19 protein-coding genes and 3 pseudogenes are annotated in these 26,142 nt (G+C 67.8%); 15 read left to right on the top strand and 7 right to left on the bottom strand.

What is annotated here, in order from left to right; all coding sequences use genetic code 11:
- Nucleotides 1-306 (bottom strand): annotated as a pseudogene (locus AB0H93_RS41825) (IS5/IS1182 family transposase); the annotation flags it as partial.
- 303 nt (nucleotides 307-609) lie between these two features.
- Here AB0H93_RS41825 and AB0H93_RS41830 point away from each other — a divergent pair.
- Nucleotides 610-1,764, top strand: a complete 1,155-nt coding sequence (locus AB0H93_RS41830; protein WP_358581935.1) for a hypothetical protein — start codon at nucleotides 610-612, stop codon at nucleotides 1,762-1,764.
- 172 nt (nucleotides 1,765-1,936) lie between these two features.
- On the top strand, nucleotides 1,937-2,335 hold the full coding sequence (locus AB0H93_RS41835; RefSeq protein ID WP_358581937.1) for a tetratricopeptide repeat protein: 399 nt from the start codon (nucleotides 1,937-1,939) through the stop codon (nucleotides 2,333-2,335).
- On the opposite strand, the gene AB0H93_RS41840 is transcribed toward AB0H93_RS41835, so the two are convergent.
- A complete protein-coding gene (locus AB0H93_RS41840) occupies nucleotides 2,323-4,167 on the bottom strand; it encodes an Hsp70 family protein (RefSeq protein WP_358581939.1) in 1,845 nt (614 codons plus the stop codon). The genes AB0H93_RS41835 and AB0H93_RS41840 overlap by 13 nt on opposite strands.
- Nucleotides 4,168-4,737: 570 nt before the next feature.
- Here AB0H93_RS41840 and AB0H93_RS41845 point away from each other — a divergent pair.
- Nucleotides 4,738-5,346, top strand: a complete 609-nt coding sequence (locus AB0H93_RS41845) for an AMP-binding protein (RefSeq protein ID WP_358581942.1) — start codon at nucleotides 4,738-4,740, stop codon at nucleotides 5,344-5,346.
- 200 nt (nucleotides 5,347-5,546) lie between these two features.
- Here the strand turns inward: AB0H93_RS41845 and AB0H93_RS41850 are convergent.
- Together AB0H93_RS41850 and AB0H93_RS41855 are read right to left on the bottom strand one after the other, a co-directional pair.
- Nucleotides 5,547-5,801, bottom strand: a pseudogene (locus AB0H93_RS41850) (FAD-dependent oxidoreductase); the annotation flags it as partial.
- 13 nt (nucleotides 5,802-5,814) lie between these two features.
- Nucleotides 5,815-6,816, bottom strand: coding sequence for a LacI family DNA-binding transcriptional regulator (locus AB0H93_RS41855; RefSeq protein WP_358581945.1), 1,002 nt, complete (start codon nucleotides 6,814-6,816; stop codon nucleotides 5,815-5,817).
- A 399-nt stretch (nucleotides 6,817-7,215) separates the two neighbouring features.
- Between AB0H93_RS41855 and AB0H93_RS41860 the strand changes: the two genes are divergently transcribed.
- The 4 genes and pseudogenes from AB0H93_RS41860 (at nucleotide 7,216) to AB0H93_RS41875 (ending at nucleotide 10,723) form a co-directional block, all read left to right on the top strand.
- On the top strand, nucleotides 7,216-8,988 hold the full coding sequence (locus AB0H93_RS41860) for a hypothetical protein (protein ID WP_358582013.1): 1,773 nt from the start codon (nucleotides 7,216-7,218) through the stop codon (nucleotides 8,986-8,988).
- A 155-nt stretch (nucleotides 8,989-9,143) separates the two neighbouring features.
- A pseudogene (locus AB0H93_RS41865) lies at nucleotides 9,144-9,338 on the top strand (DUF4158 domain-containing protein); the annotation flags it as partial.
- 40 nt (nucleotides 9,339-9,378) lie between these two features.
- Nucleotides 9,379-10,161, top strand: a complete 783-nt coding sequence (locus AB0H93_RS41870) for a hypothetical protein (RefSeq protein ID WP_358581947.1) — start codon at nucleotides 9,379-9,381, stop codon at nucleotides 10,159-10,161.
- Nucleotides 10,162-10,354: 193 nt separating this feature from the next.
- A complete protein-coding gene (locus tag AB0H93_RS41875) occupies nucleotides 10,355-10,723 on the top strand; it encodes a Tn3 family transposase (protein ID WP_358582015.1) in 369 nt (122 codons plus the stop codon).
- A gap of 75 nt (nucleotides 10,724-10,798) precedes the next feature.
- On the opposite strand, the gene AB0H93_RS41880 is transcribed toward AB0H93_RS41875, so the two are convergent.
- On the bottom strand, nucleotides 10,799-11,326 hold the full coding sequence (locus tag AB0H93_RS41880) for a VanZ family protein (protein ID WP_358581949.1): 528 nt from the start codon (nucleotides 11,324-11,326) through the stop codon (nucleotides 10,799-10,801).
- Nucleotides 11,327-11,653: 327 nt separating this feature from the next.
- A complete protein-coding gene (locus tag AB0H93_RS41885) occupies nucleotides 11,654-12,010 on the bottom strand; it encodes a hypothetical protein (protein WP_358581952.1) in 357 nt (118 codons plus the stop codon).
- A gap of 368 nt (nucleotides 12,011-12,378) precedes the next feature.
- Here AB0H93_RS41885 and AB0H93_RS41890 point away from each other — a divergent pair, with 368 nt between their 5' ends.
- Nucleotides 12,379-13,605 carry a glycosyltransferase gene (locus AB0H93_RS41890; RefSeq protein WP_358581955.1) on the top strand — a complete coding sequence of 409 codons (1,227 nt, stop codon included), beginning with the start codon at nucleotides 12,379-12,381 and terminating at the stop codon, nucleotides 13,603-13,605.
- A gap of 177 nt (nucleotides 13,606-13,782) precedes the next feature.
- Here AB0H93_RS41890 and AB0H93_RS41895 read toward each other — a convergent pair whose 3' ends face one another.
- On the bottom strand, nucleotides 13,783-15,351 hold the full coding sequence (locus tag AB0H93_RS41895) for a glycoside hydrolase family 88 protein (RefSeq protein WP_358581958.1): 1,569 nt from the start codon (nucleotides 15,349-15,351) through the stop codon (nucleotides 13,783-13,785).
- A gap of 75 nt (nucleotides 15,352-15,426) precedes the next feature.
- On the opposite strand from AB0H93_RS41895, the gene AB0H93_RS41900 reads away from it, so the two are divergent.
- From AB0H93_RS41900 to AB0H93_RS41930, 7 genes are all read left to right on the top strand, one after another.
- Nucleotides 15,427-15,615 carry a hypothetical protein gene (locus tag AB0H93_RS41900; RefSeq protein ID WP_358581960.1) on the top strand — a complete coding sequence of 63 codons (189 nt, stop codon included), beginning with the start codon at nucleotides 15,427-15,429 and terminating at the stop codon, nucleotides 15,613-15,615.
- Nucleotides 15,616-15,772: 157 nt separating this feature from the next.
- A complete protein-coding gene (gene eccCa, locus AB0H93_RS41905) occupies nucleotides 15,773-19,759 on the top strand; it encodes a type VII secretion protein EccCa (protein WP_358581962.1) in 3,987 nt (1,328 codons plus the stop codon).
- Entirely contained in the window at nucleotides 19,756-20,886 is a 1,131-nt protein-coding gene (locus AB0H93_RS41910; RefSeq protein ID WP_358581965.1) for a S8 family serine peptidase, read from the top strand. The genes eccCa and AB0H93_RS41910 overlap by 4 nt, the downstream gene beginning before the upstream one ends.
- A 392-nt stretch (nucleotides 20,887-21,278) precedes the next feature.
- Complete coding sequence (locus tag AB0H93_RS41915) at nucleotides 21,279-24,167, top strand: AAA family ATPase (RefSeq protein ID WP_358581967.1); 2,889 nt, start codon at nucleotides 21,279-21,281, stop codon at nucleotides 24,165-24,167.
- A 301-nt stretch (nucleotides 24,168-24,468) separates the two neighbouring features.
- On the top strand, nucleotides 24,469-25,044 hold the full coding sequence (locus AB0H93_RS41920) for a sigma-70 family RNA polymerase sigma factor (RefSeq protein WP_358581970.1): 576 nt from the start codon (nucleotides 24,469-24,471) through the stop codon (nucleotides 25,042-25,044).
- Nucleotides 25,045-25,343: 299 nt separating this feature from the next.
- Nucleotides 25,344-25,637 carry a methyltransferase gene (locus AB0H93_RS41925; RefSeq protein WP_358581972.1) on the top strand — a complete coding sequence of 98 codons (294 nt, stop codon included), beginning with the start codon at nucleotides 25,344-25,346 and terminating at the stop codon, nucleotides 25,635-25,637.
- Nucleotides 25,638-25,674: 37 nt separating this feature from the next.
- Complete coding sequence (locus AB0H93_RS41930; RefSeq protein ID WP_358581974.1) at nucleotides 25,675-26,001, top strand: methyltransferase; 327 nt, start codon at nucleotides 25,675-25,677, stop codon at nucleotides 25,999-26,001.
- The last annotated feature ends 141 nt before the right edge of the window (nucleotides 26,002-26,142 follow it).

A 26,142-nucleotide genomic window follows, 5' to 3' on the forward strand; every position in this document is an offset into this window, starting at 1 on the left:
AGTCGCCTTGGCCGTCAGCAGCGCCCCGTGCAGCGACGGCCGGCGCGCGGCGAGCACCGAAATGCCCTCGTCCCGGTACTCATACGCCGTCGACATGGCGACGGCGTTGTCCCTGGCCAGCGCCGCCATCCGGGTGTCTTCCGGGAACCAGCGCAGCACCAAAACGGCCTGCTTGCAGGTCCCCATCGCACGCCGTCCCTTGCGGGTACCCCGCCGGAGACGCTCGGCGTGCAGCAGTCCGGACAGGAACAAGACGCTGTCCTCGGATACCTCCAGAACAGCGGTATATGTGACACTCGTAGACACGCGGGGTCCCTGTGAAGTTGATCTGTGCGAAGACCACTTCGTAGCAGGGATCCCGCGTCTTCACACGCATCCCCGCTCGGCGCGCCCCAAGATCACACAGCGTCGCGAACCGTTACTCGGAACGGCTCAGTGGGCGCAGTTGGGGAGCTGGACCCCGGAGCAGGTGGACAAGATCGCGTCGAAGCTGGAGGGGATGCTGGCAGCCGAGCAGTATTTGCGGAATGTCAGCACCGGATGACGAGTGAAGCATGACCGGGCGGACCGCCCGAGTTTTGGTACCGACAACGTGCCGAGGAGAAGGAAATGACCACACCTGACCAGAAAGCGGACGTAACGGCCGCCATGCACGAAGTACTTTTACGGCAGGCCGGATTCGCACCGGACGAGTTGGTCACGCAGGCTCGTGCCTGGCTCGCGGACGACCGGCTCGACGAGGTTGCCCGCGCGGTGGCATCCACCGCCACGCGGTACGTCCTGCCGCTCACCGAAGGGGATTTGGGCGTGCTCGCGACCGTCTTCAAGACGGAGGGTGCATCGCTGGACGTCCTGCAAGGCATCGAACCCGTGATCGACGATCCACCGCTGGTGTGGCAGTTCAGCGCCGAGCCACCGGATTCCGGTGGCTCCAACGACGATTCCGTCGTGGCAGCACTGATCGAAGTCCTCAGTGGAGAGCCGGCCGCGCACGGAATGTGGCGTGCATGGCGAATGTCCCCGGATGGCGCACCGTACCCGCCGCCGCGAGCGGTCTACGTCGTCGAAGCCGACGATGACGACCTGCCCGCGCTCACCGCTCGCCTGCAGCAAGCGCTCATCGCCGCCGGTGAAGCGGCTCCGCAGGTCGAGGTCACCCCGGTCGTCGGCCCGGTGCCCACGTACCAGCGCGCGGCCCGCGCTTACGGCGCGCTCCTGTGGGCTGCTACCGAGACGCCGGAAATCACGGTGGCGCGGGTTTTCGACGCGGTGGACCCGATTTCCGGCCCGAGCTTCGCCCCGGACCACCCCCGGATGGACAACGAGGCTGAACGCGGCCAGATCCTCGACTACCTACGCGCCGGCGCTGCCCTAATGATCACGACGGCCACCCTGGACGACGTCGTCGACCCCTCCCGCGGCGCGGTCGTCCCAATGAGCCTCCGCACCGACGGCACCTGGATCTGGCCGGACACCATCGCGTACTACCTGGAACACCACCACCTGGCCCCGGATCCGGACCTATTGGCGCACATCCGCGACGCCGGCCTACTCCCCCCCAGAACTGGACGCGGTAGCCATAGACCGAGCAATGGACGCCCTCCGTCGACCCCCGGAAGCGGAACCAGTCTGGACCCGCTGAGCCGGATGAGTTGGTGCCGGGCCACCGGCCCGGCATCAACTCACCTATCCGCGTGTCGTGCCGCCGGCGTATCCAAAGCCGGAATGCCTGGGTCTCCAGCGGGCACGCAGTCGATGGGATAGGCCGGAACACCTGGCTCACCGGCGGGACGTCGGCAGTGGGCAGCGTCGGTGCCGGGACGCCGTCCGGCGTGCAGGTGATGGGCAGGGTCGGTGTGGGGCTCTCAGTAGCGCCTTCGGCGAGACGACCACGCAGGCGAGGGTAACGCATGCTATCTGACCAGCCGGCTGGAACGTGAACAGGGCAGGACCGATCGGGCCGCGGAGGCTGTCGACAGTACGCTCGGGTTTGGCCCGCGATCACGGAAACGAGGCGGCCGAGGCACACTTGTTCCTGGAACATTGCCGGGTCCTGCGCGCCCTTGGCAAGCTCGGAGATGCACTCGTGCCATGCCAACGAGCCGCGACGATCCAGCAACGGCTCCGTGACCGAGGCAGGGAAGCACAGACACTCGACGAAGCAGGCCAAACCTATCTGGAAATCGTACAGCCAGAGGAAGCCGTGAACTTCCACCGGCGCGCTGTCTCACTGAACCGGCAAGCCGGCGATCGTTGGAGACTTGCGGTGTCGCTTTTCCATTTGACGAACGCGCTCATCAGCACCGGAGCTGCGTCCCAGGGTCAGGACAGCTGATCGCAACGAGTGGCGTCGGGATCGTTCGCCGCTCCTGCCTCCCAGCGCACCTTGGAGACCGTCATCCCGAACGAACCGTCGGTGTGCACCAGCCACGGAGTGTCGATAGCCGTCGGATCCCATTGCTCGGCCCGGTTCTCGACGAAGCAGCGCAGCGGCAGCTTGACTGTCACCGGCTTCCCGGCAGGCAGCCGCTTGAACAGGTTCGTGGCGGTGACCCTTGCGCGACACGGGGAGGTGCAGTGCACCTCCATCGACACGGTGCCCGACGGCAGTCTGTGCAGTGTCGCGTCGAAGACGATCGCACCGTCGTTGTCGAAGTAGCGTGAGAGGTCTTGTTTGCCGCCTGATCCTGGCTGGCTTTGGAAGTAGACCTGGCCGGTGCCTCCGCCGGACCAGTTCATCTTGAGTCCGCCCATGCCGTCTAGCCGTACCGTGACCGGGCCTTCCTTGGTCTGGGCCCCGTTCACCCAGAATTCGGTGCCGGTCCGGCCCTGCTCGGAGCCGATGAGTCCGACCCACGGCTTCGCCGCCATGCCGTCGAACACCGGCAACGGCTCACCGGGCTGCGTGCTCCCGGCGATGGGTTCGGGGCCATGCGTTTCGGCGTTGCTGGCGGTGACGTAGGTGGTGATGGTCGCGATGACGGCAATGGCGGTGATGCCCGCGGCGAGGGGGATGAGCCATTTCTTGCGGGTTTTCTTGGGTGGTGTGGTGCTGGGTAGTGCTGGCGGGAACGTTCTGATGGTGGGTGGTGTGGCGTTTGTGGTGATGATTTCGGTTGGGGTTACGGGGATGATTTCGGTTGGGGTTACGGGGTTGTTGCTGGGTTGGGGTTTGGCGGTGCGAGTTGTGGTGGTGGCGGCGCCGAGGGCGACGGTGTGTTTGGGGTGGAGGGCTGCGCGAATGGGTTTGTTGAATTCGTGGCTGAGGGTTTGGTGGATGAGGGGGATTCGGGAGGAACCGCCGGCGAGGAGGATGGCGGAGACGTCGTCGGGGTGGATGCCGGCTGAAGTGATGGTGCGGTGAAGCGCCTCGGTGGTGAGTTGCAGCGAGGGGCGGATCATGTTGTTGAGGTCGTGGCGGGAGACGTAGACCTCGTGGTTTCCGGTGGGGAGGGGAATGGTGAGGGTGAGGTCGGGTTCGGCGGAGAGTTGTTCTTTGGCGTGGGTGGTGAGGGTGTGGATGGCGGCGAGGGCCGTGGCGTGGGTGGGGTCTTCGGGGTCGAGGGTGCTGATTGCGCCGTCGAGTTTGTCGTCGAGGTGGGCGCGGAGGGTGTCATCGAAGTCGATGCCGCCCATGTGCTCGATGCCTTCGGGGGTGCCGAGGATTTCCATGCCGTGGGGTTGGACACGGAGGATGGTGGTGTCGAAGGTGCCGCCGCCGAGGTCGTAGACGGCGATGATTTCGCCGTTGCCGAGTCGGCGCTCGTTGGTGTAGTGGGTGGCGGCGGCTTCGGGTTCGGTGATGAGTTGGTAGTGGGTGATGCCGGCGAGGCGGGGGACCTCGGCGAATTGCTCGCGGCGGTAGGGGCCCCAGATCGCGGGGCAGGTAAGGGTGATGGCGGCGGGTGGTCCGCCGCCATGGGCGGTGCTGATGTGGGTGAGTACGTCGCGCAGTTGGGCGGCCATGAGGGCAGCGGGGGTGTAGGAGGCGCCGCCGAGCATGAGGCGGGTGGGGTCGCCGAGGCGGCGTTTGAAGCCGCGGGCGAGTAGGGCCGGGTTGGTGGTGGCGTTGCGGGAGTTAGCGGCGGCGAGGCCGGTGAGCAGGGTGCCGTCGGGGCCGGGGGTGGCCATCGAGGGGACGACGATGTCGGGGGACAGGGTTGCCATGCGTACCCCGGTGGGGGTTGCTACGGCGGCTGAAGTAAAGGATGTTCCGAGGTCGATGCCCACGCCATACCGCACGGCGCTCCTTCCTTCCCATTGCCACGAAGGGTGAAGCTGATCACAGCTATTCGGAACCACGCTATCGCCACAGGTTGACGGCTAGGTAGCACAACCTGTGGGGTTGTGCCCCTTTGGACACCAGGGATGGCACCTTTTTACAGGCACCCGAGGGGTGCGGGAACGACGGCGCCTCGCCGAGACGTCCACTGCCCGCCCTCCACGGGGTCGCCGTAGTATCCGGGAAAATCGGTCGGATTTGCCTGACCTGGAGTTTCGTTAAGTCAGAGCTGAGGCAGGGCGGCGGTTCGGGTCATATTGACTGCCCATAAGACTCGAAAGAATCCGAAGTTCGCCGCAACTGGCGAAATTTGATCAACAATTGTCGTTGCGTGCAAAAGGGCGCTTCGACACCCACTGGCGCGTTCTCCTCGGATGCAGTGCATCAGGACAGAATCCCACCTGCGATCTCCGATTGAGGTCGCCAGTCAGCTTCTGGAAGGAAATCAGCCGACGATGTTCGGGAATCTCGTCGAACGACTGGCCTCGCTGGCCGAACGCAACAACTGGGCGCACCGGACCGCCTATGTAGCGGATGGCATCCGGTATTCGTACGGCGACGTTCACGAGGGGGCCGGGCGTGCCGCCGCCGCGCTGCTGGGGGCCGGGCTGACGCCGGGCGACCGGGTACTGCTGGCGCTGCCGGACGGCATCGACTTCGTCTGGTCGTTCCTCGGGGCGCTGCGGGCCGGGATGGTCGCGATCCCGGTCAACACGGACCTGCACGTCGACGAGCTTCGCAAGGCAGAGGAGATCGCCGATCCCGCGGGGGTGATCTGCGCTCCCGCGCTGGCGTCCCGGTTCAGCGCGCCCGTCATCGACCCGGACAAGCTGCGCGCCCCCGACCAGGCGCCGTACTTCACCGGCGGCGCTGATGCGGCAGGCTTCGGCTTGTTCACGTCGGGAACGACCGGCGACCCGAAGCTGTGCTTCCACACCCACGCCGATCCTGAGACTTTCGAACAGGCGACGAATTCTGCGTTCCGGCTGACGGAGGACGATGTCTGCTTCTCCGTGTCGCGGATGTCGGGTTCGGCCTCGCCAACTCCCTCTTCCTGCCGCTGAGCCGGGGCGCGACAACCGTTCTGCGGTAACGCGCAACCGATCAGGCCCTGTTCGCTGGTGACGATTCCCCTTTCGCGGCAAGTGCTTTGGTCGTCGCCAGTCATGACGCGCCTCGCCTCGTACTGCGCCACCAGCGCATCTTGGTCCACTCGCCAAGCCCGATGAAGTCGTGCGGGGTGAACCCGTCGCGCCCGTGCGCGCGGGGTCAGCGGGTAGTGGCGGCGGCAGTAGTCGCGGATGCCGTCGCGCAACGCCCGGTAGCTTGCGGTGACGCCGAAGCACTCCACCCAGCTGTGCTCGTCGGGCGGCACGGCCTGGCTGGTCAGCTGGCCGCCGAGCCAGTCGTACTCCTCGGTGAGCACGACCCGGCGGCCCGCGCGCAGCAACGCGAGCGCGACGGCGACACCGCCGAGTCCGTTGCCAACGACGACGACGTCCGTGGTGCGGTCGAGCAACGGTTCCGCTGGGTCAAAGGCGTGGTGCGCCCAGCGTCGCGCCCTCGACGAACTCGCACGGGAGCAGTTCCTGAGGTGTGGTGCCGTGTTCGAGCGCCTCCGTCAGTGCCTGCACCGCCCGGCGCCCCATCTCGCGCCTGGGGATGCGGAAACCGGTGAGCGCCACGTCGTCCGGTGCCGGCCGGGTAGCGGCGCCGAGCGAGAGCACGGCGAGGTCGCCCGGCACGGCGAGCCCGCGCGCGCGTCCGGCGAGCACGATCGCGGCCCCGTCCGACACCTCTTCGGTGAGCACGGCGGTGACGCCCGCTTCGCGCAGCTGGTCGAGCCGTGCGGTCTGCACATGCACCCCTTGGACGCCATGTGCGGCAACGGCTTCGTGGAAGCCTTGCAGCCGATCCGCGGACGACTCCGCGCCCGCACCGGGCCCCACGTACGCGAACCCGCGGTGGCCGAGCGCGACCGCGCGGTCCACCAGGTCTCGCACCGCGGTGCGGTAGTCGGCGCCGACGTGCGGCACCGGGCCGCCCGCGTCGTCGCGCCGTCCGATGGAGACGTACGGGATGCCTTCGGCGAGCAGCTGGGCCAGGTCGTCGCGGTCGACCGTGCGACCGAGCAGCAGACTGCCGTCGGCGAGCCGCACCCGGCTGTCGTCGCTGAAGATCCGCCGCCGCGCCCCAGCGGCCTTGGCGCTGGTGAACAGCAACAGGTCGCAGCCGACATCCTCGGCCCGTTCCTCGATGCCTTCGAGGAACGGCTGGTAGAAGTTCGCACGGGTGCTCGGGAACACCGTCTCGTAGGTGAACACGCCGAGGATGCGGTTGCGCCGGTCGTGCAGTCTGCGGGCGATCGGGTTCGCGACGTAGCCGGTCTTCCGAATCACCTCCAGCACCTGCGCACGGGTCTCCGGCGCGATCCGGACGTTGCCGTCCCGCCGGTTGTTGAGCACCAGCGACACCGTGGCCTGGCTGACTCCTGCCATCCTGGCGATGTCCCGCTGGGTGAGCCGTCGGGCCACGAGCACTCCCGCTTGCCAATTCGAATTGGCAGCGATTCTGCGTCGTCGGCCCACGTGTCGTCAAGCACTAATAATTGAGCCTTTTCATCCTGGTCGGCCCGCAGCCGCGGGGCGCAAAGCGGCACGTCGATGAGGTGTCGCATGCGCCGCAGGCGCATAGCCCACCTACGACACTCGCACCGCCGCGGGTTCTCAGAGGCTTCCTGGCGAGGACGGCCCCTCCGCCGTGTATTGGACATACATCAGGAGGGGCACCCACAGACCAGGGAGCCTCTGAGGTTCCGCTACCCGCACCGCCACGCAAAACGAGGTTGGAAAAACCTAATTCGAATTATCATCTTGACCTGCGGCTGCCGAGCCGACGAGCGTTACCGCCCACAAGGAGGTAGGCCCGTGACCATGTTCAGCCGTCGCAGCCTGATGACCGGCGCCGCCGCTCTCGGACTGCTCGCCGCATTGCCGGCCCGCGCAGTCGCACTGCCCGCGCCGCCGCCCACCACACCGATCCGGCGCCTGTTCGCACCCGAGGAGCAGCGGTTCGCGCCGTACCTCAGAGCGGTCTCACCGATGGTCGCCGACATGGACTCGAGCGGCTTCTTCGCCGGAGGCTGGTGGCGCAGCCCGGCGGTGTCGTACAACGCCCGCGTCCAGGAGCACGTCTACACGCTCGCCTGGTTCGCCACGCAGTCCCGAACGTGGAACCCGTACCGGGGCAGCGCGGATCTGCTCGCCGCGCTCGACGCCGGGCTCGGGCACTACCTGGGGTTGCAGCACGCCGACGGCTCGTGGCCGGAGTACTCGCCGACCGAGCACTCGCTCGCCGCCACCGGCTTCGCGATGGGGTACCTGAGCAAGACCAACGCCCTGCTGCGCAAGGCGAACGTCCTGACGCAACGCCAGGCGCAGATCACTTCGGCGCTGCGCACAGCGATGACGTGGCTCCTCAACCCGGCCAACGGTCGCGTCTGGCAGCCCACGATCCACTACGCGAACCAGGTCACCGCCGGGCTCGCCGGTGCCGCGCTCGCGCTGAACCAGGCCCCCGATCCCTCGCTGCGGCAGCGGTTGACCGAGGCGTTCGCGCGCCTTGCCGCGAACGGGCAGAGTCCCGCGGGCTTCTTCTACGAGGAGACCGGCGCGGACACCAACTACAACTTCGAGGTGATGCTGCCGGAGATGGCCGACGCGTGGCGCCAGTCCAACGACGCCAACCTCGTCACGATGACGCGCCGGTACACCGACTGGCTCGGCTACAACCTGCTGCGCGAACCCGACGGCTCCGGCTGGTTCGCCAACGTCGCCCCGAACTCCCGCACCACGTCGCGGTTCTACGCCGACGTGCGGCCGGACCCGGAACGTACCGCGCTGAACAACCAGTTCGTGCCGGTGGTGCCGAACTTGTCCGCGTTCCTGTCCAGCCGCGAAGACCTCGTCGCCGCACGGGCGGCCTGGGCAGCGGACCCGGCACCGGTGCCCGCACTCGTCAAACCCGACACCTCACCGCGCATCCTCAGCCACTCGATCTACGGCGAGCGCTATCCAACCCGTGCCCAGCGCACGGCCGCGATCGCGGAACTTCCATACCGCCGGGCGCACTTCACCGAGATCCGCAGCGACCAGGGGCAGAACTTCCTGTTCCTGCGCAGGCCGCAGTTCTACCTCGGCGGCTACTTCGGCACGAGGCGCGCGACCTCGCTGGCCCGCACCGGTCTGACGTTCCTGTGGCACCCGGTGGCGGGCACGGTCGTCCAGTCGATGAACAACAACGACCACGCCTGCTGGGCGACGGTCTTCCCGGGCCACGTGCCGGACGCGAACGGACCGCAGCAGGCGGAGTTCCTGGGCGGCGAGCCGTACCGGTTCCGCTACCGCACCGCGAGCGGCTCGGTCGTCACCGACGTGACCGTGCAGCCCGACCAGATGACGAGGTCGGTGCGGGCGAACGCACCGGCAACCGAGCAGATCCCGTTGGTGGTGAAGGACTCCGACACCGTCGCACTCGACGCGGGAGGGCTGACGCTCACCCGCGGCCGGGTGGTGCTGCGATTCGACTGGGCACAGCCGCGGCAGCCCGCGATCAGGCCCGCCTCGATCACCTACCCCGGCCGCCGGATGCACATCCTCACCGTGCCGCACGACGGCACGTTCACCGTGACGATCTCAGCTGATTGATTCCAGGCTCGTTTTGGGGTCGCCGGACATTTCGCGGAATATCCAACGGAATAGGCGCTGACCTGCGGTGATCACACCCCGGCGTTGGTGGTGTGGTCGGTGCTCGAGATGATCTTTCGCGTTCGGGTCGGGTGAGCGCGGGTTGGCGGTGGGCTGTGGCGACGCAGTTCTTCTCCGCGAGTGAGATCCGGGAGTTGGAGTCGTGGCCGGTTGAGGTGGGCCGCGACGAGCTGGTGCGGTATTTCCAGCCGGCCGCCGAGGATGTTGAGTGGGTGCATCGCACGACCCGCGGGGCTCCGAACAAGCTTGGGCCGGGGTTGCAGCTGGCGACGTTGCCGTGGCTAGGGTTCTCGAACCGTCACCCACCCTGGCCTGCACGTCAGCCTCAGCGTGAGAACCGCCAACGCGCGGATCGCGCGGTTCACCGCCTGGGCGAACACCCTCGCCGCCGCACACGGACGCGACCACGAAGTGATCCCTGCCGACCCGGACGGCGCGGTCACCCTGCGGCTGCTGAGGCGCACCGTCGCCTGGTTCATCAACAGACAGCCCGGCGGGCGAATCGCACTCGGCGTCCAATATGGACATTTGCGGGCGTCGCTGGCGGAGTCCTACGGCGGCCGCTCCCACGTGGACATTCTGCAGATCCTCGACCTCGAGCAGGCACTGGCCACCGCCGACACCCTCGCTGCGGCCGCCGAGCGGCTCGACAACGGGGAGGGCGTCAGCGGCCCAGCCGCCACCCACTACATCGCCGCCGCCCAGGAGTTCCAGGCCGCCTACGCAGGCGGCTTCGCCTCCAAACGCCAATACAAGGCGCTGCTGGACAATCCCCGCCTGCAGGTCTTCGACCACCCCGAGGCACTGCTGACCTGCAACCACGACCCGCTCAAGGCGCTCTGCGATCCCAACCGGGGCAAGCCGGGAACTCGGCCCCGGCGCACCCCGAGCCAGGACCGATGCCACAGTTCCTGCGCGAATATCTCCCGCACCGACACCCACATCGAGCGCATCCAGGCCGAGGTCGACCGGATCGACGCCGATATCACCGACGGTCTGGCTCCGCTGCCGATCCGCGAACGCCTACAGCAGCGCCAGTCCGCACTGAAGGAGATCATCGCTCGCCACCAGGCCACTCGCATCCACCCGGACTCATCAGAGGAACCCCAGTGACCGAGCAACCGCAGCCGGAACACCACTCGGCAGCCGAGATCGCCACCGCCATCCGTGACGCGCTGACCCAAGCGGCCGAGGCCACCGCCACCAGCCGGACCGAGGGCGCCGCCGAGGTCCGGGCAATCACCGAGGCCATGGTTCGCCTGCTCATCGGTGTCCCGCTACGTTCCAACGGTCAGCTCACCGTCAAATCGCTCGCCGAGGAAGCCGGACTCTGCACCTGCTCCAGTCCGCGCTGGTGCACGTCAACACCCTGCTGCTGCAGGCGGTCCTGGAAGTCCCGCGCTTCCACGACCTCATCGGCCCGGATGAGCGGCGCGCGCTCACGCCGCTGTTCTGGACCCACATCAACCCCTACGGCCGGATGTCCACCCGCCTGGACCTCGCCGGGGCGCCGGCGGCCGGGAGACGGTGCTGTAGTGCGCGCCGAAAGGACATCCGTGCACCCGCCAGGGCAACGCAGCTAGTGGCGCGCCCCGTTTCCAGACGGATTACTCACCGGCACGCCCTACCTGCCCCGGAGCAATTGCTTCCCATCTCGCACTGCGGCGGTCAGTGAACACGCGGTCACATCCCACGACATACGACAGCTGAGGACTGACCGATCTGCCACCGCCGCGCCGCAGGACGCGGGTCAGTGCCAGCGGAACCGGTTGATAAAAACAGCAACAGCAGGCACCCGAGACAACGCGGCGAACAAGCCGAAACCCAGCACGCCGCCGATCACATTGAAGAACAGATCGTTCGCATCGGCCAAATGGCCGCCGCCCAAGAGGTTGTCAGTGAGGAACTGGGTCAGCTCGATCGCCAGACTGAACGCCGCTGCCGCGGCCACCACACGCCACCAGGAGGCTTTGGCCAGCAGTAGCGGCACAATTATCCCAACAGGCACGAAGACCAGGATGTTCTTCACCGCGTCGCCGACCCCATAGTCCGCGAGCGGCTCGAAGTAGACCTTCCATTGCGAGGTGAAGGACTTGTTCAAATAGATTGGGAATACTGTGTTCGCGACGACGCCGGCGGCGTAGACACAGAGTGCGAGCGCGACGGCGGCACGTGGCACCGACAGGCGGCCGCGGCTGTGCAGGTACCACAGCATGGCCAGGAAGATCGCTGCCGCAGCGGGAACTACCACCGGAAGTACCGGGACCTCGCGAAACACTTCGTATCGCTTCCTTTCACGAGTTGCAGCGCAAGACTTTGCCAACGCCTTGGCGGCATATCTTGCACTACGCCACGCGCATCCCGCGGCGGGGTCTGGCTTACTGATGTCTTTGCCGTAGATGTCTTCACTGCGCGCGATCGAAGGCAGACCGCCGTTGCTAGTCGTGCTGTGGCCGCTCGTCCGGGGTGATGAGTTCTTCGCGCTGCAGCACCGTCTGGGTGGCGCCGGCGTCGAGCATGGCGCGGATCCTGTGTTGGCCGTTGATGATCAGCACCTGGCCTTCGGTGTCCTCGCCGAGGCAGATGCTTCACGAACCCGCTCGGGTCAGCTGATCCAGCGCTGCCCTCGGCCGAGCGCATCCGCCGCGGAGACGACGAGTGCTGTTGCCGGAGCGAGGCCCTCCTTCCGCCATACGAGCTCGAGGTTGAAGGTCGGGAGATCAGAGTCCGTGAGCGGGACTGCGGCGACATCCGTCGTGACAAGATGCTGCGCCATCGAATCCGGCACGAGCGTGAAGCTCTTGCCGTCATGCAGGTCGAGGTGCTTCATCCCGGGAATCGGGTCCTCTTGGTAGGTGAACTTCTCGCCGGTCCGCCGCAGCGCCGCCATCAGCGTGGCGTGGTGAGCAGGCGCCAGCTGCGACTTGTAGAAGCGAAACGTCTGGCCGGCGAAGTCGCGCAACGAGACGCCTTGGCGTCCAGCGAATGCATGCCGCGAGCCGACCAGCGCCGCAACGCTTCTTGGCGCAACGGCTGACGGCCGTACTCGACCCGATCCGGCAAGGTGTGCGAGACGACCAGGTCGAGACCGCCGTCGCTCAGTGCACCGTCCAACTGCAGCGACCAACCTTCCTGCGCATCGATGCGGATCGCGGGGCGCCACGTGTTCACCGCGTCGATCAGGCGTGGCGCTATGGGCCCACACCGGCCGGTCAAGGCCGCCGGTGGTCTACCACGTGCACACCCTCGCCCCGACCTTGTTGCGCGACCATGTGCCCGACCCGCACTGGGATCGCCTTACGCGGCAAGCGATCCACATCATGGATGGACATGTCTACTTCGGACAGTACGCGCGGCACCGGCTCGCCGGGACACTCCCCGGCCGGGGTGGCGTGGCTGCCCACCGCCATCCCGCCGCACACCGTTGCCGCGGCCCTGCCGGAGCTCGCTGCGGCACTGAGCGTCCCGCCAGGGCTGCCGGTGATCAGCCTCTACGGCTACGCCGTGCCGTGGAAAGACGCCGGGCTGCTGCGCGACGCGCTCCAGCGGATGCGGTCCCCGGCGCGGATCGTGCTGGCCGGGTACTTCTGGAACGACCCCGCGCAGGCCGGCGTCGACCTGCGCGCGTTCACCGGCCGCCCGCCGCCGGTTGGGGCCAGCGAGTTGGTCGTGGTGCCCGGCTACCTCGGCCCCGCCGACCGTGCCGCGCTGGTCCACGCCAGCGCGGCTGGGGTGTTCCCGTACCGGCCACACCCCAGCTTCCAGGGCAGCGGCGCGATCGCCGACTACCTCGCCCACGCCGTCCCCGTGAGCGCCACCGACGTCGTGAACATGGCCGAACTCGCCGGGAATGCCGGCCAGGTCGTGCCCGTCGGTGATCCGCACGCCCTGGCGGCCGGGCTGGACACCGTCGCCACCGGCGGCCCAGCCGCGGCGAACCTCGCCCACCACGTTGCTGCGCGCCGGCCGGTTCACCGGCGAGGCCCACGCCTCGCCCAGCACGCCGGCGGCACCGTGCTGATCGTCGGCCACGGCGAAACCGTCACCGCCGCCACGCACCTCTTCCTCAACCGCACCGCCGGCCTCCGCGCCAGCGCCGCGTTCGCCGTGCACTACGCCAGCATCACCCGCTTGAGAACAACAACCCCTCGCCTGGACCAGGCCCGACGCCGGATGGCGCTGAACCCTGCTCACCCACAACGACACCGCCCACCTCCGGACATAACCCCGGCATCCCCACTCAACGAGCGAACCCCGCCCGCCGCAGCCATCACCGCAGGTCAGCGCCTATTCCGTTGGATATTCCGCGAAATGTCCGGCGACCCCGTTTTGCGTAGCGGTGCGGGTAGCGGAACCTCAGGCGTTCCCCGGACTGTGGGTGCCCCTCCTGATGTATGTCCAATACGCGGCGGAGGGGCACGGCCTCGCAGGGAGCCCAAGGGCGGGCATTGCCTGAGAACCCGCGGCGGTGCGAGCTGCGAGGGTAGGCCAGGCGCTGCGCGCTTGCGACAGCTCACACCGGTAATTACTCAAGTGTCGCGGCTGCGGCCGCAATGAGGTTTTTCCAGCCTCGTTTTGCGTGGCGGTGCGGGTGGCGGAACCTCAGAGGCTCCCTGGTCTGTGGGTGCCCTGACTTATGTATGTCCAATACACGGCGTCAGGGCCGTCCTCGCCGAGGGAACCCCGGAGTGGTGGGCACCGTGAACCCGCGGCGGTGCAGGTGTCGTAGGTGGGTTATGCGCCTGCGGCGCATGCGACACCCATCGACGTGCAACTTTGCGACCCGCGGTTGCGGGCCGACCAGGATGAAAAACGCTCAATAGGAGTCAACGATCTCAGCTCTTCGTTCATGATCAGGAACGCGCCGAGCCCGTGGAAGTCGTTGTCCATTCGCGGGCGCTCCAGGTAGTACCGGGCATCGCCGACGTTCGTGCCGATCACGACGTCGGAGATCCTGGTCCGGCCGTCCGAGCCGATGGACACCTTCGCCAGTACGCCGCGGTACCCGCGTTGCGCCACCGGCCAGAACGCCGGGCTCACGTAGCCTCGCTCGACCGCCCGCGCGAGGGTGTAGGTGAACATCGCCGAGCACGATGTCTCGGTCCAGTTGCCTGCCAGACCCGGTTTGACGGGCAGCTGGAACCACCGACCGGTTGCGGGATCCTGCCAGCGCCGGTAGCCGTCCGCGAGGTACCGGACAATCTCGACGAGCGCGGCCCGGTCCGGATGCGTGCGCGGAAGTTCTTCGAGCACGTCGACGGTGGCCATGCCGAACCACCCGACCGCCCGGCACCACACCTCCGGCGAGCGCCCGCTGGTGTCGGCCCACTCGGAGCGGCGGGTCTCGTCATAGGCGTGGCGCAGCAGGGCGTCTTCGTTGCGCAAGTGCTCGAAGTAGGTCAGCAGCTGACGCGGCGGGCCGGTGTGGTCACCTGCGCGAGCCAGGAACGGCTGTGCCATGAAGGCACCGTCCGACCAGAGTTGACCGGTGAACGCGACGTTGTGGATCAGGGCGCCGTCGCTGGCCCGCGGGTAGGTCGCGATCCGCGTGACGATCCTGTTCGCGGCCAGGCGGTAGCGCGAATCGCCGGTGGCTTGCGCGAGGTCGAGGAAGACGTTGCCCACGAGCATGCTGTCGAGGTCGTTGTACGGTTTGCCCGTGCTGCCGTCCGCAGCGACACGCGCCGAACCCCACGCCTTGACATAGTTGAGGTAGCGGGTGTCGTGAGTGCGTTGGTAGACCTGGAAAGCCGCGTGCAGGAACAACGCGTCGGTGTAGCCGAGGCCGAGCGACGTGGCGGGCCGTCGCGCCATCGTCGAGTCCACCACCGCGGTGGACCAGTCGCTTGGGCTCGGCGCGGTGACGCCGTTGTCGACGGACAGCGAGTCGAGGTTCGGCCCGCCTTCGGCCGTGGTCGCGGTGGCGCGCACGACGTTCGTCCCATGCTTGAGGTTGACGCGGAGCGTTCGCGTCGCCCATGCCGTCCAGCTTCCCGTGCTGGGGAAGGAGATCGCGTATGGCGTGCCGTTCACGACCACGTCGAGCGAGCGGTCTGCGCCGGTGCCGTTGGCGAAGCGGAACGTCAGTGCGTGTCCGCCGGCGACGGCCGCGTGCACGGTGAACGAGAGGGAGCTTCCGATGGTGTTGTCGTAGTTGACGAATCCGGTGCCGGTGAAGCCCAGGTGGTTCGACTCCACGGCGGCGTCCGTGCGAGCCGCGCGTTCCGCCTCGTACACGGTGGTCGCGGCGAACGCGGGAGTGGGTGGCGGAAGTAGCAGGAGGAGAGCCAGCACTACGAGCACTACGCGCAGTCTTGACATCATAAGCCCCCAGCGGGTGGTCCAATGAGATCGCTCTCACTCTGGTGCCGCTGGAAAATGCCGGTCAACAAGCTAATCGTCATTATCTGGAACGGCCTGGTAGTAGACGGCCCGTTTGGCGTAGCGGGTCGCGAGATCGCGGAACTGCTCGAGCTCGTCAGGCGCACGCATGTGACCACCGATTTGGTTCAGCCGAACTTCGCCGGACGTCAACCTCGCGGCCCGGACGACGCAGCAGGTGGCTGATCAGAGCCCCGCGAACTGGCCGTGGTGAGCGGGTCCGCTGGCGGTGCGTGAACCGCCGCGTCGAGCCTTGCCAGGACATCCGGACTCTCGATGCTGAACTACTCGCGGTCTGCCCGACGTGTGTCCGGTGTACGGATGGCGTGAGGAGCCGACCGCGATGACAACGACCCTGTTCCGCCGCCCAGGGCGGGAGAAGCCGCCGGAGATGCCGACCGGCGAGCTCGCGTTGGAGGAACCGCCGACGCTGCCGGAAGCCAGCGGCGGCAAGGACATCCTCTCTTCGCTGATGATGATCCCGATGATGCTGGGCACCGGCGTGTTCATGCTCATCTACATGGGCAGGATGAACCCGATGCTCGGCCTCGGGATGTTCGGCCTCATGCTGCTCATGGCCGTCTTCATGGTGTTGATGCAGGTCACCCGCGGGGGTGTGGAACGTCGTCAGAAGCTGCGCGGCGACCGCAAGGACTACCTCCGCTACCTCGGCCAGGTCCGCAAGCAGGTCCGCACCGCGGCGTCCAGCCAGCGCGCCGCCCTCGCCTGGCGGCATCCGGATCCGGCGGCGCTGTGGTCGGTCGCGATGACCGGCCGCCTGTGGGAGCGCCGCGCGGCGCACGTGGACTTCGCCGAGGTGCGGCTCGGCACCGGCTCGCAGCGGCTGGCGCTGAAGATGACGCCCCCGTCCAGCAAGCCCATCCAGGATCTTGAGCCCCTCGCGGCCAGATCACTGCGGCGGTTCATCAACGCCTACACCAGCGTCGCCAACCTGCCGACCGCGCTGTTCCTCCGGGGGTTCTTCAAGATCCGGTTCAGCGGGGACGAAGACGCCATCCGAGGCACCGTCCGGTCGATGATCGCCCAGCTCATCACCTTCCATTCGCCAGAAGACCTGAGGGTGGCGGTGTGTGCGAGCCAGGATCGTGCGTCGCTGTGGGAGTGGGTGAAGTGGCTGCCGCACGCGCAGCACCCGCTGGAGCAGGACGACGCCGGGCAGGTGCGGCTCCTCGCCGACGGGGTGGACGCACTGACCGACCTGCTCGACGCCGAGCTCGGCGAGCGCGGTCGGTTCGAAGCCGCCGCGTCGCCCAACCGCGACGAGCCCTACGTGGTGATCGTGCTGGACGGCGTCTTCGTTCCCGGTGAGTCGCGGCTGGCGGGCACCGGCTACCGCAATTCCATCGTGCTGGATCTCAGCGATGCCGTCGAAGGCAACGTCGGAACGTCCGCGCTGCGGCTGGACGTGACGAAGGAGCAGGTCGAGATGGTGCGCACCAGCCGCACCGGCAAGGAGATCCGCACCCGGCTGTGCACCCCGGATCTGCTCAGCCTGCCGCGGTCGGCGGCACTCGCGCGGGTCGTCGCGCCGTATCGCCTCGGCGGCACCACCACCGACGTCTCCGAGCCGATGCTGGTCAACTTCGAGCTGCCCCGGCTGCTCGGGGTGTCCGACCTGGACGAATGGCACCCGCAGACGATCGCGCGCAACGGCCTGACCCGCGACCGGCTGCGCATCCCGATCGGCATCGCGGAGGACGGCACCCCGGTCGAGTTGGACATCAAGGAGTCCGCACAGGGCGGGATGGGCCCGCACGGGCTGCTCATCGGCGCCACCGGGTCCGGCAAGTCCGAACTGCTGCGCACCATGGTGCTCGGCATGGCGATGACCCACTCGTCGGAGACCCTCAACTTCGTCCTGGTCGACTTCAAGGGCGGTGCCACGTTCCTGGGGCTGGACGGGCTGCCGCACGTGTCGGCGATGATCACGAACCTGGCCGACGAGGCGCCGCTGGTCACCCGCATGCAGGACGCCCTGCACGGTGAGCTGGTGCGTCGGCAGGAGCTGCTGCGTTCGGCGGGCAACTACGCCTCGCTGCTGGACTACGAGAAGGCGCGGCTGTCGGGCACCCCGCTGGACCCGCTGCCGACGTTGTTCGTCATCGTCGACGAGTTCAGCGAGCTGTTGGCGGCCAACCCGGACTTCGCCGAGTTGTTCGTCATGATCGGCCGGCTGGGCCGCTCACTCGGCGTGCACCTGCTGCTGGCCAGCCAGCGCCTCGACGACGGCCGCATCCACAAGCTGGAAAGCCATTTGTCGTACCGGATCAGCCTGCGCACGTTCTCCGCGATGGAGAGCCGCTCGGTGATCGGTGTTCCCGACGCCTACCAACTGCCCGCCTCTCCCGGTAATGGATACATCCGCACGGACGTGTCCACGCTGATCCGGTTCAAGGCCGCGTACGTGTCCGGCCAGCACCGTCGGCGCACCCGTGAGGAGCGCCAGGAGGAGGTGCGGCGCCAGGTCGTCCCGTTCGGCATGGCCAGACTGGCTCGCGACGAACCGCCCGCTCCGCCTCCGCCTGCCCAGGACGACGAGAAGGACAACAACGACACCGGTGTCGACCGCGCGGCCATCGGCGAATCGGTGCTGGACGTGGCCGTGGAGAAGCTGCTCGAGCACGGCCCGCCGGCGCACCAGGTGTGGCTGCCGCCGCTGGAGAACCCGCCGGCGCTGGACCACCTGCTGCCGCCGCTGGTGCCGGATCCGGTGCGCGGGCTCGTCGCGCAGAGTTGGCGGGGGTGCGGGCGCCTTGAGGTTCCGGTCGGCGTGGTCGACAAGCCGTTCGAACAGCTGCGTGACGTGCACCTGGTCGACCTCGCGGGCGCGGGCGGCAACGTCGGTATCGCCGGCGGTCCGCAGTCGGGCAAGAGCACTTTGCTGCGCACTCTGATCACCGCGCTCGCGCTCACCCACTCGCCGTCCGAAGTTCAGTTCTACTGCCTGGACTTCGGCGGCGGGACGCTCTCCGCCCTCGAGCGACTGCCGCATGTCGGCGGTATCGCCAGCCGGATGCAGGAGGAGCAGGTCGCCCGCACGATCGCCGAGGTGCAGACGATGCTGACCCACCGCGAGCGGCTGTTCACCGAACATCGGGTGGAAGGCATGGCGTCATATCGTGCGCGGCGTGCCGCTGGGGAGTTCGCCGACGAGCCGCACGGCGACGTGTTCCTGGTCGTGGACGGCTGGGGCTCGCTGCGAACCGACTACGAACAGCACGACATGACGCTGCGGCAGCTCGCCCAGCGCGGGCTGGCCTACGGCGTGCACCTGATGATCACCGCGAACCGCTGGTCGGACGTGCACAGCGCGTTGCGCGACCAGCTCGGCACCCGGTTGGAGCTGCGACTCGGTGACTCCATCGACTCCATGATCAACATGCGGGCGGCCGCGTTGGTGCCGCAGATTCCCGGCCGCGGACTGACGGCCGACCAGCGGCACTTCCTCGGTGGCGTGCCGCGCATCGACGGAATGCCCGCCACCGAAGGCCTGTCGGAGGCGACCCGCGACCTGGTGCAGGCGATCCGGGAGACGTGGCGCGGTCCCGCCGCGCCTGCCGTGCGGATGCTGCCTTCGGTGCTCCCCGCCGAGGACCTGCCGGACACGGAGCCGGGGCCGCGTGTCCCGCTCGGCTCCGGGGAGCTCGACCTGCAGCCGGTGTGGCACGACTTCCGCACCAATCCGCACCTCACGGTCGTCGGCGACACCGGCAGCGGGAAGACGGCGGCTCTACGGCTCATCGCGCAGGCCGTCACGCGCGTCAACAGCCCGGACGATATTCGCATCGTGGTGATCGACCCGCGGCGGACGCTGGTGGAGTCGGTGCCGGAGGAGTACCGCGAAGGGATTGCCGTGGCCAAGCAGGCCGCCGAGGAGCTCGCCCAGAACCTCGCGGCGCGGTTGCGGGAACGGATTCCCGGCGCCGACATCACCCCCGCTCAGCTGCGCAAGCGGGACTGGTGGAGCGGCCCGGAGTACTTCGTCCTCGTCGACGACTACGACCTGCTGACGAGCGGCATGGGCGGGCCGCTGGACCCGATGGTGGAGCTGATCCCGCAGGCCGCCGACATCGGCCTGCACCTGGTCGTCTCTCGCGCGGCGGCCGGCGCCGGGCGCACCAGCATGGAGTCCTGCATCCGGCGCATGCAGGAGTCCAACACCCCGGAGCTGACGCTGTCCATGCCGCCAGGGGAGATGCCGCTGCTCAACGGCTCGCGGGGACGGTCGTTGCCGCCGGGACGCGCGGTGCTGGCCACCCGCCGGGAGGGCATCGGGCTGCAGATCGGCTGGACGGAGGCCCCGGAATGAGACGAGTACTGGCCGTCGCCGCAGCGGCGCTGTTCGCGGTGTCGGCAGCTCCGGTGGCGTTCGCGCAAGGGCCGACCGGGCAGTGCACGCCACCGGCGGAGACGACCATTGAGCGCGCGTCGTGGGCCCAGGAGCGAATGGCTGCGGACCGGGTGTGGCCGCTGACCAAGGGCTCGGTCACCGTCGCCGTGGTCGACACGGGTGTGAGCGCGGCCGCTCCGACTTTGAGCGGCGCCGTCGAGCGCGGGACGGACCTGCACGGCGGGCTCGGCAACGGCGACTGCTTCGGGCGGGGCACGTTCATCGCGGGCTTGATCGCGGCGCGGCAGGGCCGCGGTCCGTTCGTCGGGATCGCGCCAGGGACGTCCATCTACCCGGTGCGGGTCAGCGACGACCCGCCCAAGATCCAGGACCACGCCGCGCTGTCCCGGGAAATCGCGGCCGGGATCCGGTCCTCGGTCGACGCCGGTGCCCGGGTGGTCGCCGTGGGGCTGGTGTCCACCATCGGCACCGAGGAGTTGAAGGCCGCCGTGGAGTACGCGACGAGCCGGGACGTGGTCGTGCTCGCGGCGGCCGCGGTGCCCAAGAAGGGACAGCTCGCGTTCCCGGCCCGCTATCCCGACGTGGTCGCCGTGGCGCCGGTGGCTGTGGAGGGTCCGCTGACCGAGCTGTCCTACGGAGCGGCCCCCGACGTGGCAGCGCCCGCGAACGACCTGGTGGGCATCGCCCCGGCAGGTGCGGGTAACCGCGTTGGCTCCGGTATCGAGCTGGCCGTTGGCTACGCCGCGGGCGCCGTCGCCCTGGTCCGCAGCTATCACCGGACGCTGTCCGCGGCGCAGGTCGTGGACCGCCTGCAGAAGACCGCGGACCAACCCGCCGGCCGCTTGCCGAACGAGTACATCGGCTACGGCGTGGTCGACCCGTTCGCCGCGGTCACCACCATCCTCGATACCGACCCCCCGGTGCAGGCGGTCGCCGAACGACTCTCGGTCCCCCTGCCCGAGCCGCCCGACCCGGAACCGGGCAACCGGGCGTTGTGGTTCGCCGGCCTGGCCGGCGCCGTAGCCCTGCTCATCGCCGGTCCGGCCATCGTCGCCACCAGAGAAAAGCGACGACGGGAGAGCTGACGGCTGCCCGCAGGCACTATGGAGACATCTTGCTCGCGGTTCCGCGAATTCCTACCGGTGAACTGAAAGCATCCGGTGTACGTGCAGTAAGAAGAAACCGCCGACAAGGTTCGCTGGAGGAGGGCTTGGCGGCGGTGGACGGGTAGCTGCTGTTGGGGCGTTACGGCACCGCAAAGGCTCGCGTCCCCAATGACCGGCAGAACCCCGAGAACGCGAAAGATCACCCGGCGAAACGGCCCAGCTAGGCACAACGGGCATCCATCTTGCCCGTTGAGGCAGAGTGCGCGTCCAGGACACCTATCGAGCTTGACTCCGCTGTACGGCACAGCTGAATCTTTGCTGTGTAACCCATGTGGAGCATGGCACGGCAAGTGTCGAGCAAGGAGCGGGTCGTGGAGTCTCTCGCTGACGGCGCTGTCCTGGTCGACCGCGACAACGAAGTGCGGCGTCTCAAGGACGCAGTCCGCCACGTCGTACAGGGACGCGGCGCAGCGGTGTGGATCGACGGTGAGCCGGGCATTGGCAAGTCGGCGCTGCTGGCAGCCGGGCTGGACGGCGCCGAAGGACTCGGCTGCCAGGTGTTCCGGGCAGCCGCCGACGAGTTCGCGCGCCGTTGCCCGCTGCGCGTCATGCTCGAATGCCTTGGTATCACGCCGAATTCGCCTGATCCGGACCGGCGGGCCATCAGCGATCTGCTGTCCAGTGCCGCCGCCGACCCGTCAACGGTTGCCGCCGACCGGTTGTTGGCGCTCATCGAGGGCATGTGCACGACTGCACCGGTAGTGCTGGTGATCGACGACATCCAGTGGGCCGACGCGGCCAGCCTCCTCGTCTGGCACCGACTGGGCCGGATGATCGAGCGCCTGCCGTTGTTGCTGATCGCCGCCTGCGGCCCTGCCCCGCACCGGCCCGATCTGGCACTGCTTCGTCGTGCCCAGACCGCCTCGGTCATCACGCTGAGCCCCCTCGGTGAAGCGTCGACGGCAGAACTCGCCGGGCAGCTGCTCGACGCTGACTCGGTAGGGCCGACGCTGCGACAGGTTCTGCGAGGTGCGGCCGGAAACCCCTGTTATGTTCACCAAATCGTCAATTCCCTGCAACGTGATGGTTACCTCACCCGTTCGGCGGTGAACGCCGTCGAGCTGACCTCCGAATTGGCGAGGATGCCCGAATCGTTGACGACGGCCATTTCGGCTCGGCTGCGCCACGCCGACGACACCACGTGGGAAGTGTTGCGGATGGCGACGCTTCTCGGCCCAGCGTTCTCGGTCACCGATCTGAGCGCGGTGTGCGGCCGCTCGGTGGCCGACTTGGCCGGAGTCGCCGAACAAGCCATCGCCTCCGGCATCCTGGTGGAATCCGGTGCCCGGCTGGAATTCCGGCACACCGTGGTCCGGCAGGCACTGTACGAAGGCATCCCTACCCCGCTTCGACTCGCACTGCACAACCAGGCTGCCCGCGCACTGGGCCCAACCGGCGCCCGGATCGAGTACGTTGCCGGGCACCTGCTCGCTGCTCTCCCCGGCGAGACCGCCGTCGGCCTCGACGACTGGGGCGTCGACTGGCTCGTGCAACATGCCCGCAAGCTGGCCCACCGTGCCTCGGAACTGGCGGTCGACCTGCTCACCTCCGCTTCAGACGCACTGGATCCTGACGACCCGCGCCGCGAACCGTTGCGGATCAGGTTGGCGGAGGCGCTGCTGCTGCTCGGCCGCACGGAGGAAGCCGAGGAACTGGCCGAAGCAATCCTGGCCGACACCCGAGACCCCGAAATCACTGCCGAGATGAGTTGGCTCCTCGCGTGGTCGCTGACCATGTGGGGCAGGCTCGACAAGGCCCGGATCGTGATCGAAAACGCCATCGGCGGCGGAAAGCCAAGTCATGCCGGAAAGGCCGGTAGAAAATCCAATACGGATTGTCGCTGGACCGCTCGCCTGCACGGACTGCTCGCCAGAATCTCGCTTTCCATCGGCCAGGCCGGGATCGCGGAGGCGGCGGCCCGACGGGCGCTCGACGCGGGACGGGAGGTCGGCGACCGGTTCGCGACCGGCCTGGCACTACACGCGACCGGGGTGATTTCCGCCCAACGATGGGATCTGGCCGGGGCGGCTGCCGAATTCGATCGCGCACTGTCCGAGTTGGGCAACGATCCCGAGTGCACCGATCAACGGCTGCTGGTCCTGGCCGACCTGCGCGGCGTGCTCTTCGAACTCGGCAAGGCCGACAAGGCCGAGCAAACCGTGCGGGAAATGCAGGCCATCGTGCAACGTTATGGGACGTCGCCCAGGCGCGGCGCGGCGCGGCTCTGCGCTGCCGAGCATTTCCATGCCACCGGCAGGTGGGACGAAGCGGTCGCCGAACTGGAAGCGGCGATGGAGTGCTACGACCGGATGGCCGCCACGCACCAGTCGCGACTGCGTTGCCTGGCAGCGGCCATCGCAAGTCACCGCGACCAACGCGACACTGTGGAAGAACATCTTGCCGCGGTGCCCGAAAACCCGGACCGCCGCACGGAGTTCGCGCTGCTGGCGCAATCGATGTGGTACGAAAGGGACGGTCGTCAAGGTGATGCCGCGGCAGCTCTGGGCTCTGCGCTGGCCCGCGACGAGCACCCGGGTACCCGGCACACCTGGCTTCCGCTGCTGGTCCGGCTTGCGCTGGCCAGCGACGACCGCGACACCGCAGTACGGGCTACGGAGGCATGCGAAGCCGATGCTGCCCGCGGGTCAGCGCCGGCCATCGGGGCGGCGGCCCGGCATTGCCGAGGGCTGCTGGAGGGCGATCCGGCGTTGATCGACGCCGTCGTCGAGGCTTACCGGCGGATGGAGCAACCTCTGAAACGCGCTCAGGCACTGGAAGATTCCGCCGTCCTGCACGCCAGACGCGGCGATCTCGGCGCTGCCCGCGCCGCATACGTTGAGGCGACCCGCATCTACACCGACCTGGGCGCCAAGTGGGACCTGCTGCGCGCAGACTCCCGGCTGCGCCCGTACGGTACGCGTCGACTGCGCGCACGCCGCCGAAGTGCGACCACCGGGTGGGAAGCCCTGACGCCGACCGAACTCAGGGTTGCAAGACTCGTCGCGGCAGGCCACGCCAATGCGGACATCGCGGCGATTCTCTTCGCGTCCAGGCGAACCATTGAGGTGCACGTATCGCGCATCCTGGCCAAGCTCGGGGCGCGCTCCCGGGTCGAGATCGCCATCGAAGCCGCCCGGCAGCCGAGCCTCGACCAACATGTTCCACTGCCAGTGCCCCAAGAAGACCGCCTCTGCGGCTGAAACAACCCCACGCTCCACTCAAAGGCATTGCAGGCGAGGGCGCCGTGACCAACTTGCTTGGGCACGGCGCCCTCGCTCGTCATGACCATCACGTTCGTGTCACGGATTCGGCTCTGCGGAAGTTCTTCTGGTTGCCCTTATTTACCCAATTTGACGGTGTACGTGAGTTCACTGATTTTCCGGCTCACTACAAGAGGAAACCTGGTCGTACAAGCAAGTGATCGAGCACAACCGCGGTACGTCACAGCGCCGCCGACGGGTCGCGCGGGCAGCTCGCAGAATTGGACCAGGAGTGGTCATCATGGTGAATTCCATCGCCTCACGCCGGGAGGACGAGGCACGCGCCAGCGAGTCGTACGGCCCCGCTCCCGACCCGCAATCCGTGGTCAATCAGCTCTACGGCGACTATTTCGCGGCTCTGCAGCTCTACGTCAGCCGGATGATCTCCGATCCGCACCAGGCCGAGGACATCGCCCAGGAGACGATGGTGCGTGCCTGGCGGCACGCCGACGCGCTCAGCCGTCCCGAACTCGGTTCGGCCTGGGGCTGGCTGAAAAAGGTAGCGCGTAACATCGCCATCGACAAGATCCGTGCTCGCCGGGCACGTCCCGACGAGGTCGAGGAGTCCGCGGGCATCGGAGTCGGCATCCTGGGAGACCACTCGGACGACGTGCTCACATCGATGTCGGTGGCCAATGTGCTGCTAGAGCTCATCCCGGAACACCGCAGCGTGCTCTACGAAGTGTACTTCGCCGACCGGACTGCGGCCGGCGCAGCCGACGTCCTCGGAATTCCCGTAGGCACGGTCAAATCCCGCCTGCACTACGCACTCCGCAAGCTGAAGACATCGGTGGAGCCAACCGAACTCGCAGCATGAGCCCAGCGGGGGCGTGCTGGGTCCCATAGAGGCTGTTTCCAAACTCGTCTTGCGTGGCGGTGCGGGTCGGAACCTCAGACGCCATCTGGTCTCCGTCTCGGTAGCCGCGCGCCTTGGGCTGGCCGACAACCGGCAGCCGACCGCTTGCTGCGGCTGCAGCGGCTACTGGTATCGCTTGATGTCTTCTCCGGAGACGAGGAACGGGCTATCGCCTGACCGAGCGGGAATCTGTTGCGTGCCAAGGTAAATGGCTCGATGCGCCACATGTGTGACATCTACGGTCAGGAGTTCTACTCAGCGTGGGGTGCGCCGCGCTGCCCGCGATTGCTGAGGGGGTCCCTGCCTTCGAGCGTGCCCACGGCCAGTCGCTCGGCGAGTATCTGCGTACCTGCGAGGAGTTCCGCTCCGGCCTTCAGCACGTGATGAACGCAGGGAACGCCTTCCTGGACAAGGTACCGGTCCGGTTCGACTTCTCCTCAGTGCGCACGGTCGTCGACGTTGCCGGGGGAGCGGGTGACCTGCTGGCGAGTGTCCTGCGGCGATATCCGGGTATTCGCGGTGTGCTGTTAGATCTACCGCACGTCCTCCCCTAGCAGAGAAGAACATTGCCGAGCGCTGTGGAGCGCGGGCGTGCGAATTCGTCGCGGGAGACTTGTTCGAGTCCATTCCGGACCACGCGACGTCTACCTGCTGTCCCGGGTGTTGCAGGACCGGCCGGACGAGGCGTGCCTAGCCCTACTTGACAACTGCCGCAGGGCGATGCGGCCGGACGCCCGGTTGCTCATAATCGATCGGATTCCTCCCGATGGCGGAGCTTTCGATCTCGCACTGCTGTGGGATCTGCACTTGATGCTGATGGTGGGAGGCCGACAGCGCACGGCGGCCGAGTACCGTCAGCTGCTGGACGCTGCGGCGGGGCTGGTTTTGACCGATTCCTGTCCTCGCGTGCCCTTCTGAACCACACGTCTTGCATGTTCACCCCATTTGAGTAGCGCTGCCGTTGCTGACTAAGCAAGACTGCGACTGCTGGCCAACGTGTTCATCCTCTCAATTCCCGAAGCCGCGTGATCCAGGACTGGCTCGACACGACCTTGTGAA

This window comes from Saccharopolyspora sp. NPDC050642, from assembly GCF_040654735.1.
Lineage (GTDB): Bacteria > Actinomycetota > Actinomycetes > Mycobacteriales > Pseudonocardiaceae > Saccharopolyspora > Saccharopolyspora elongata.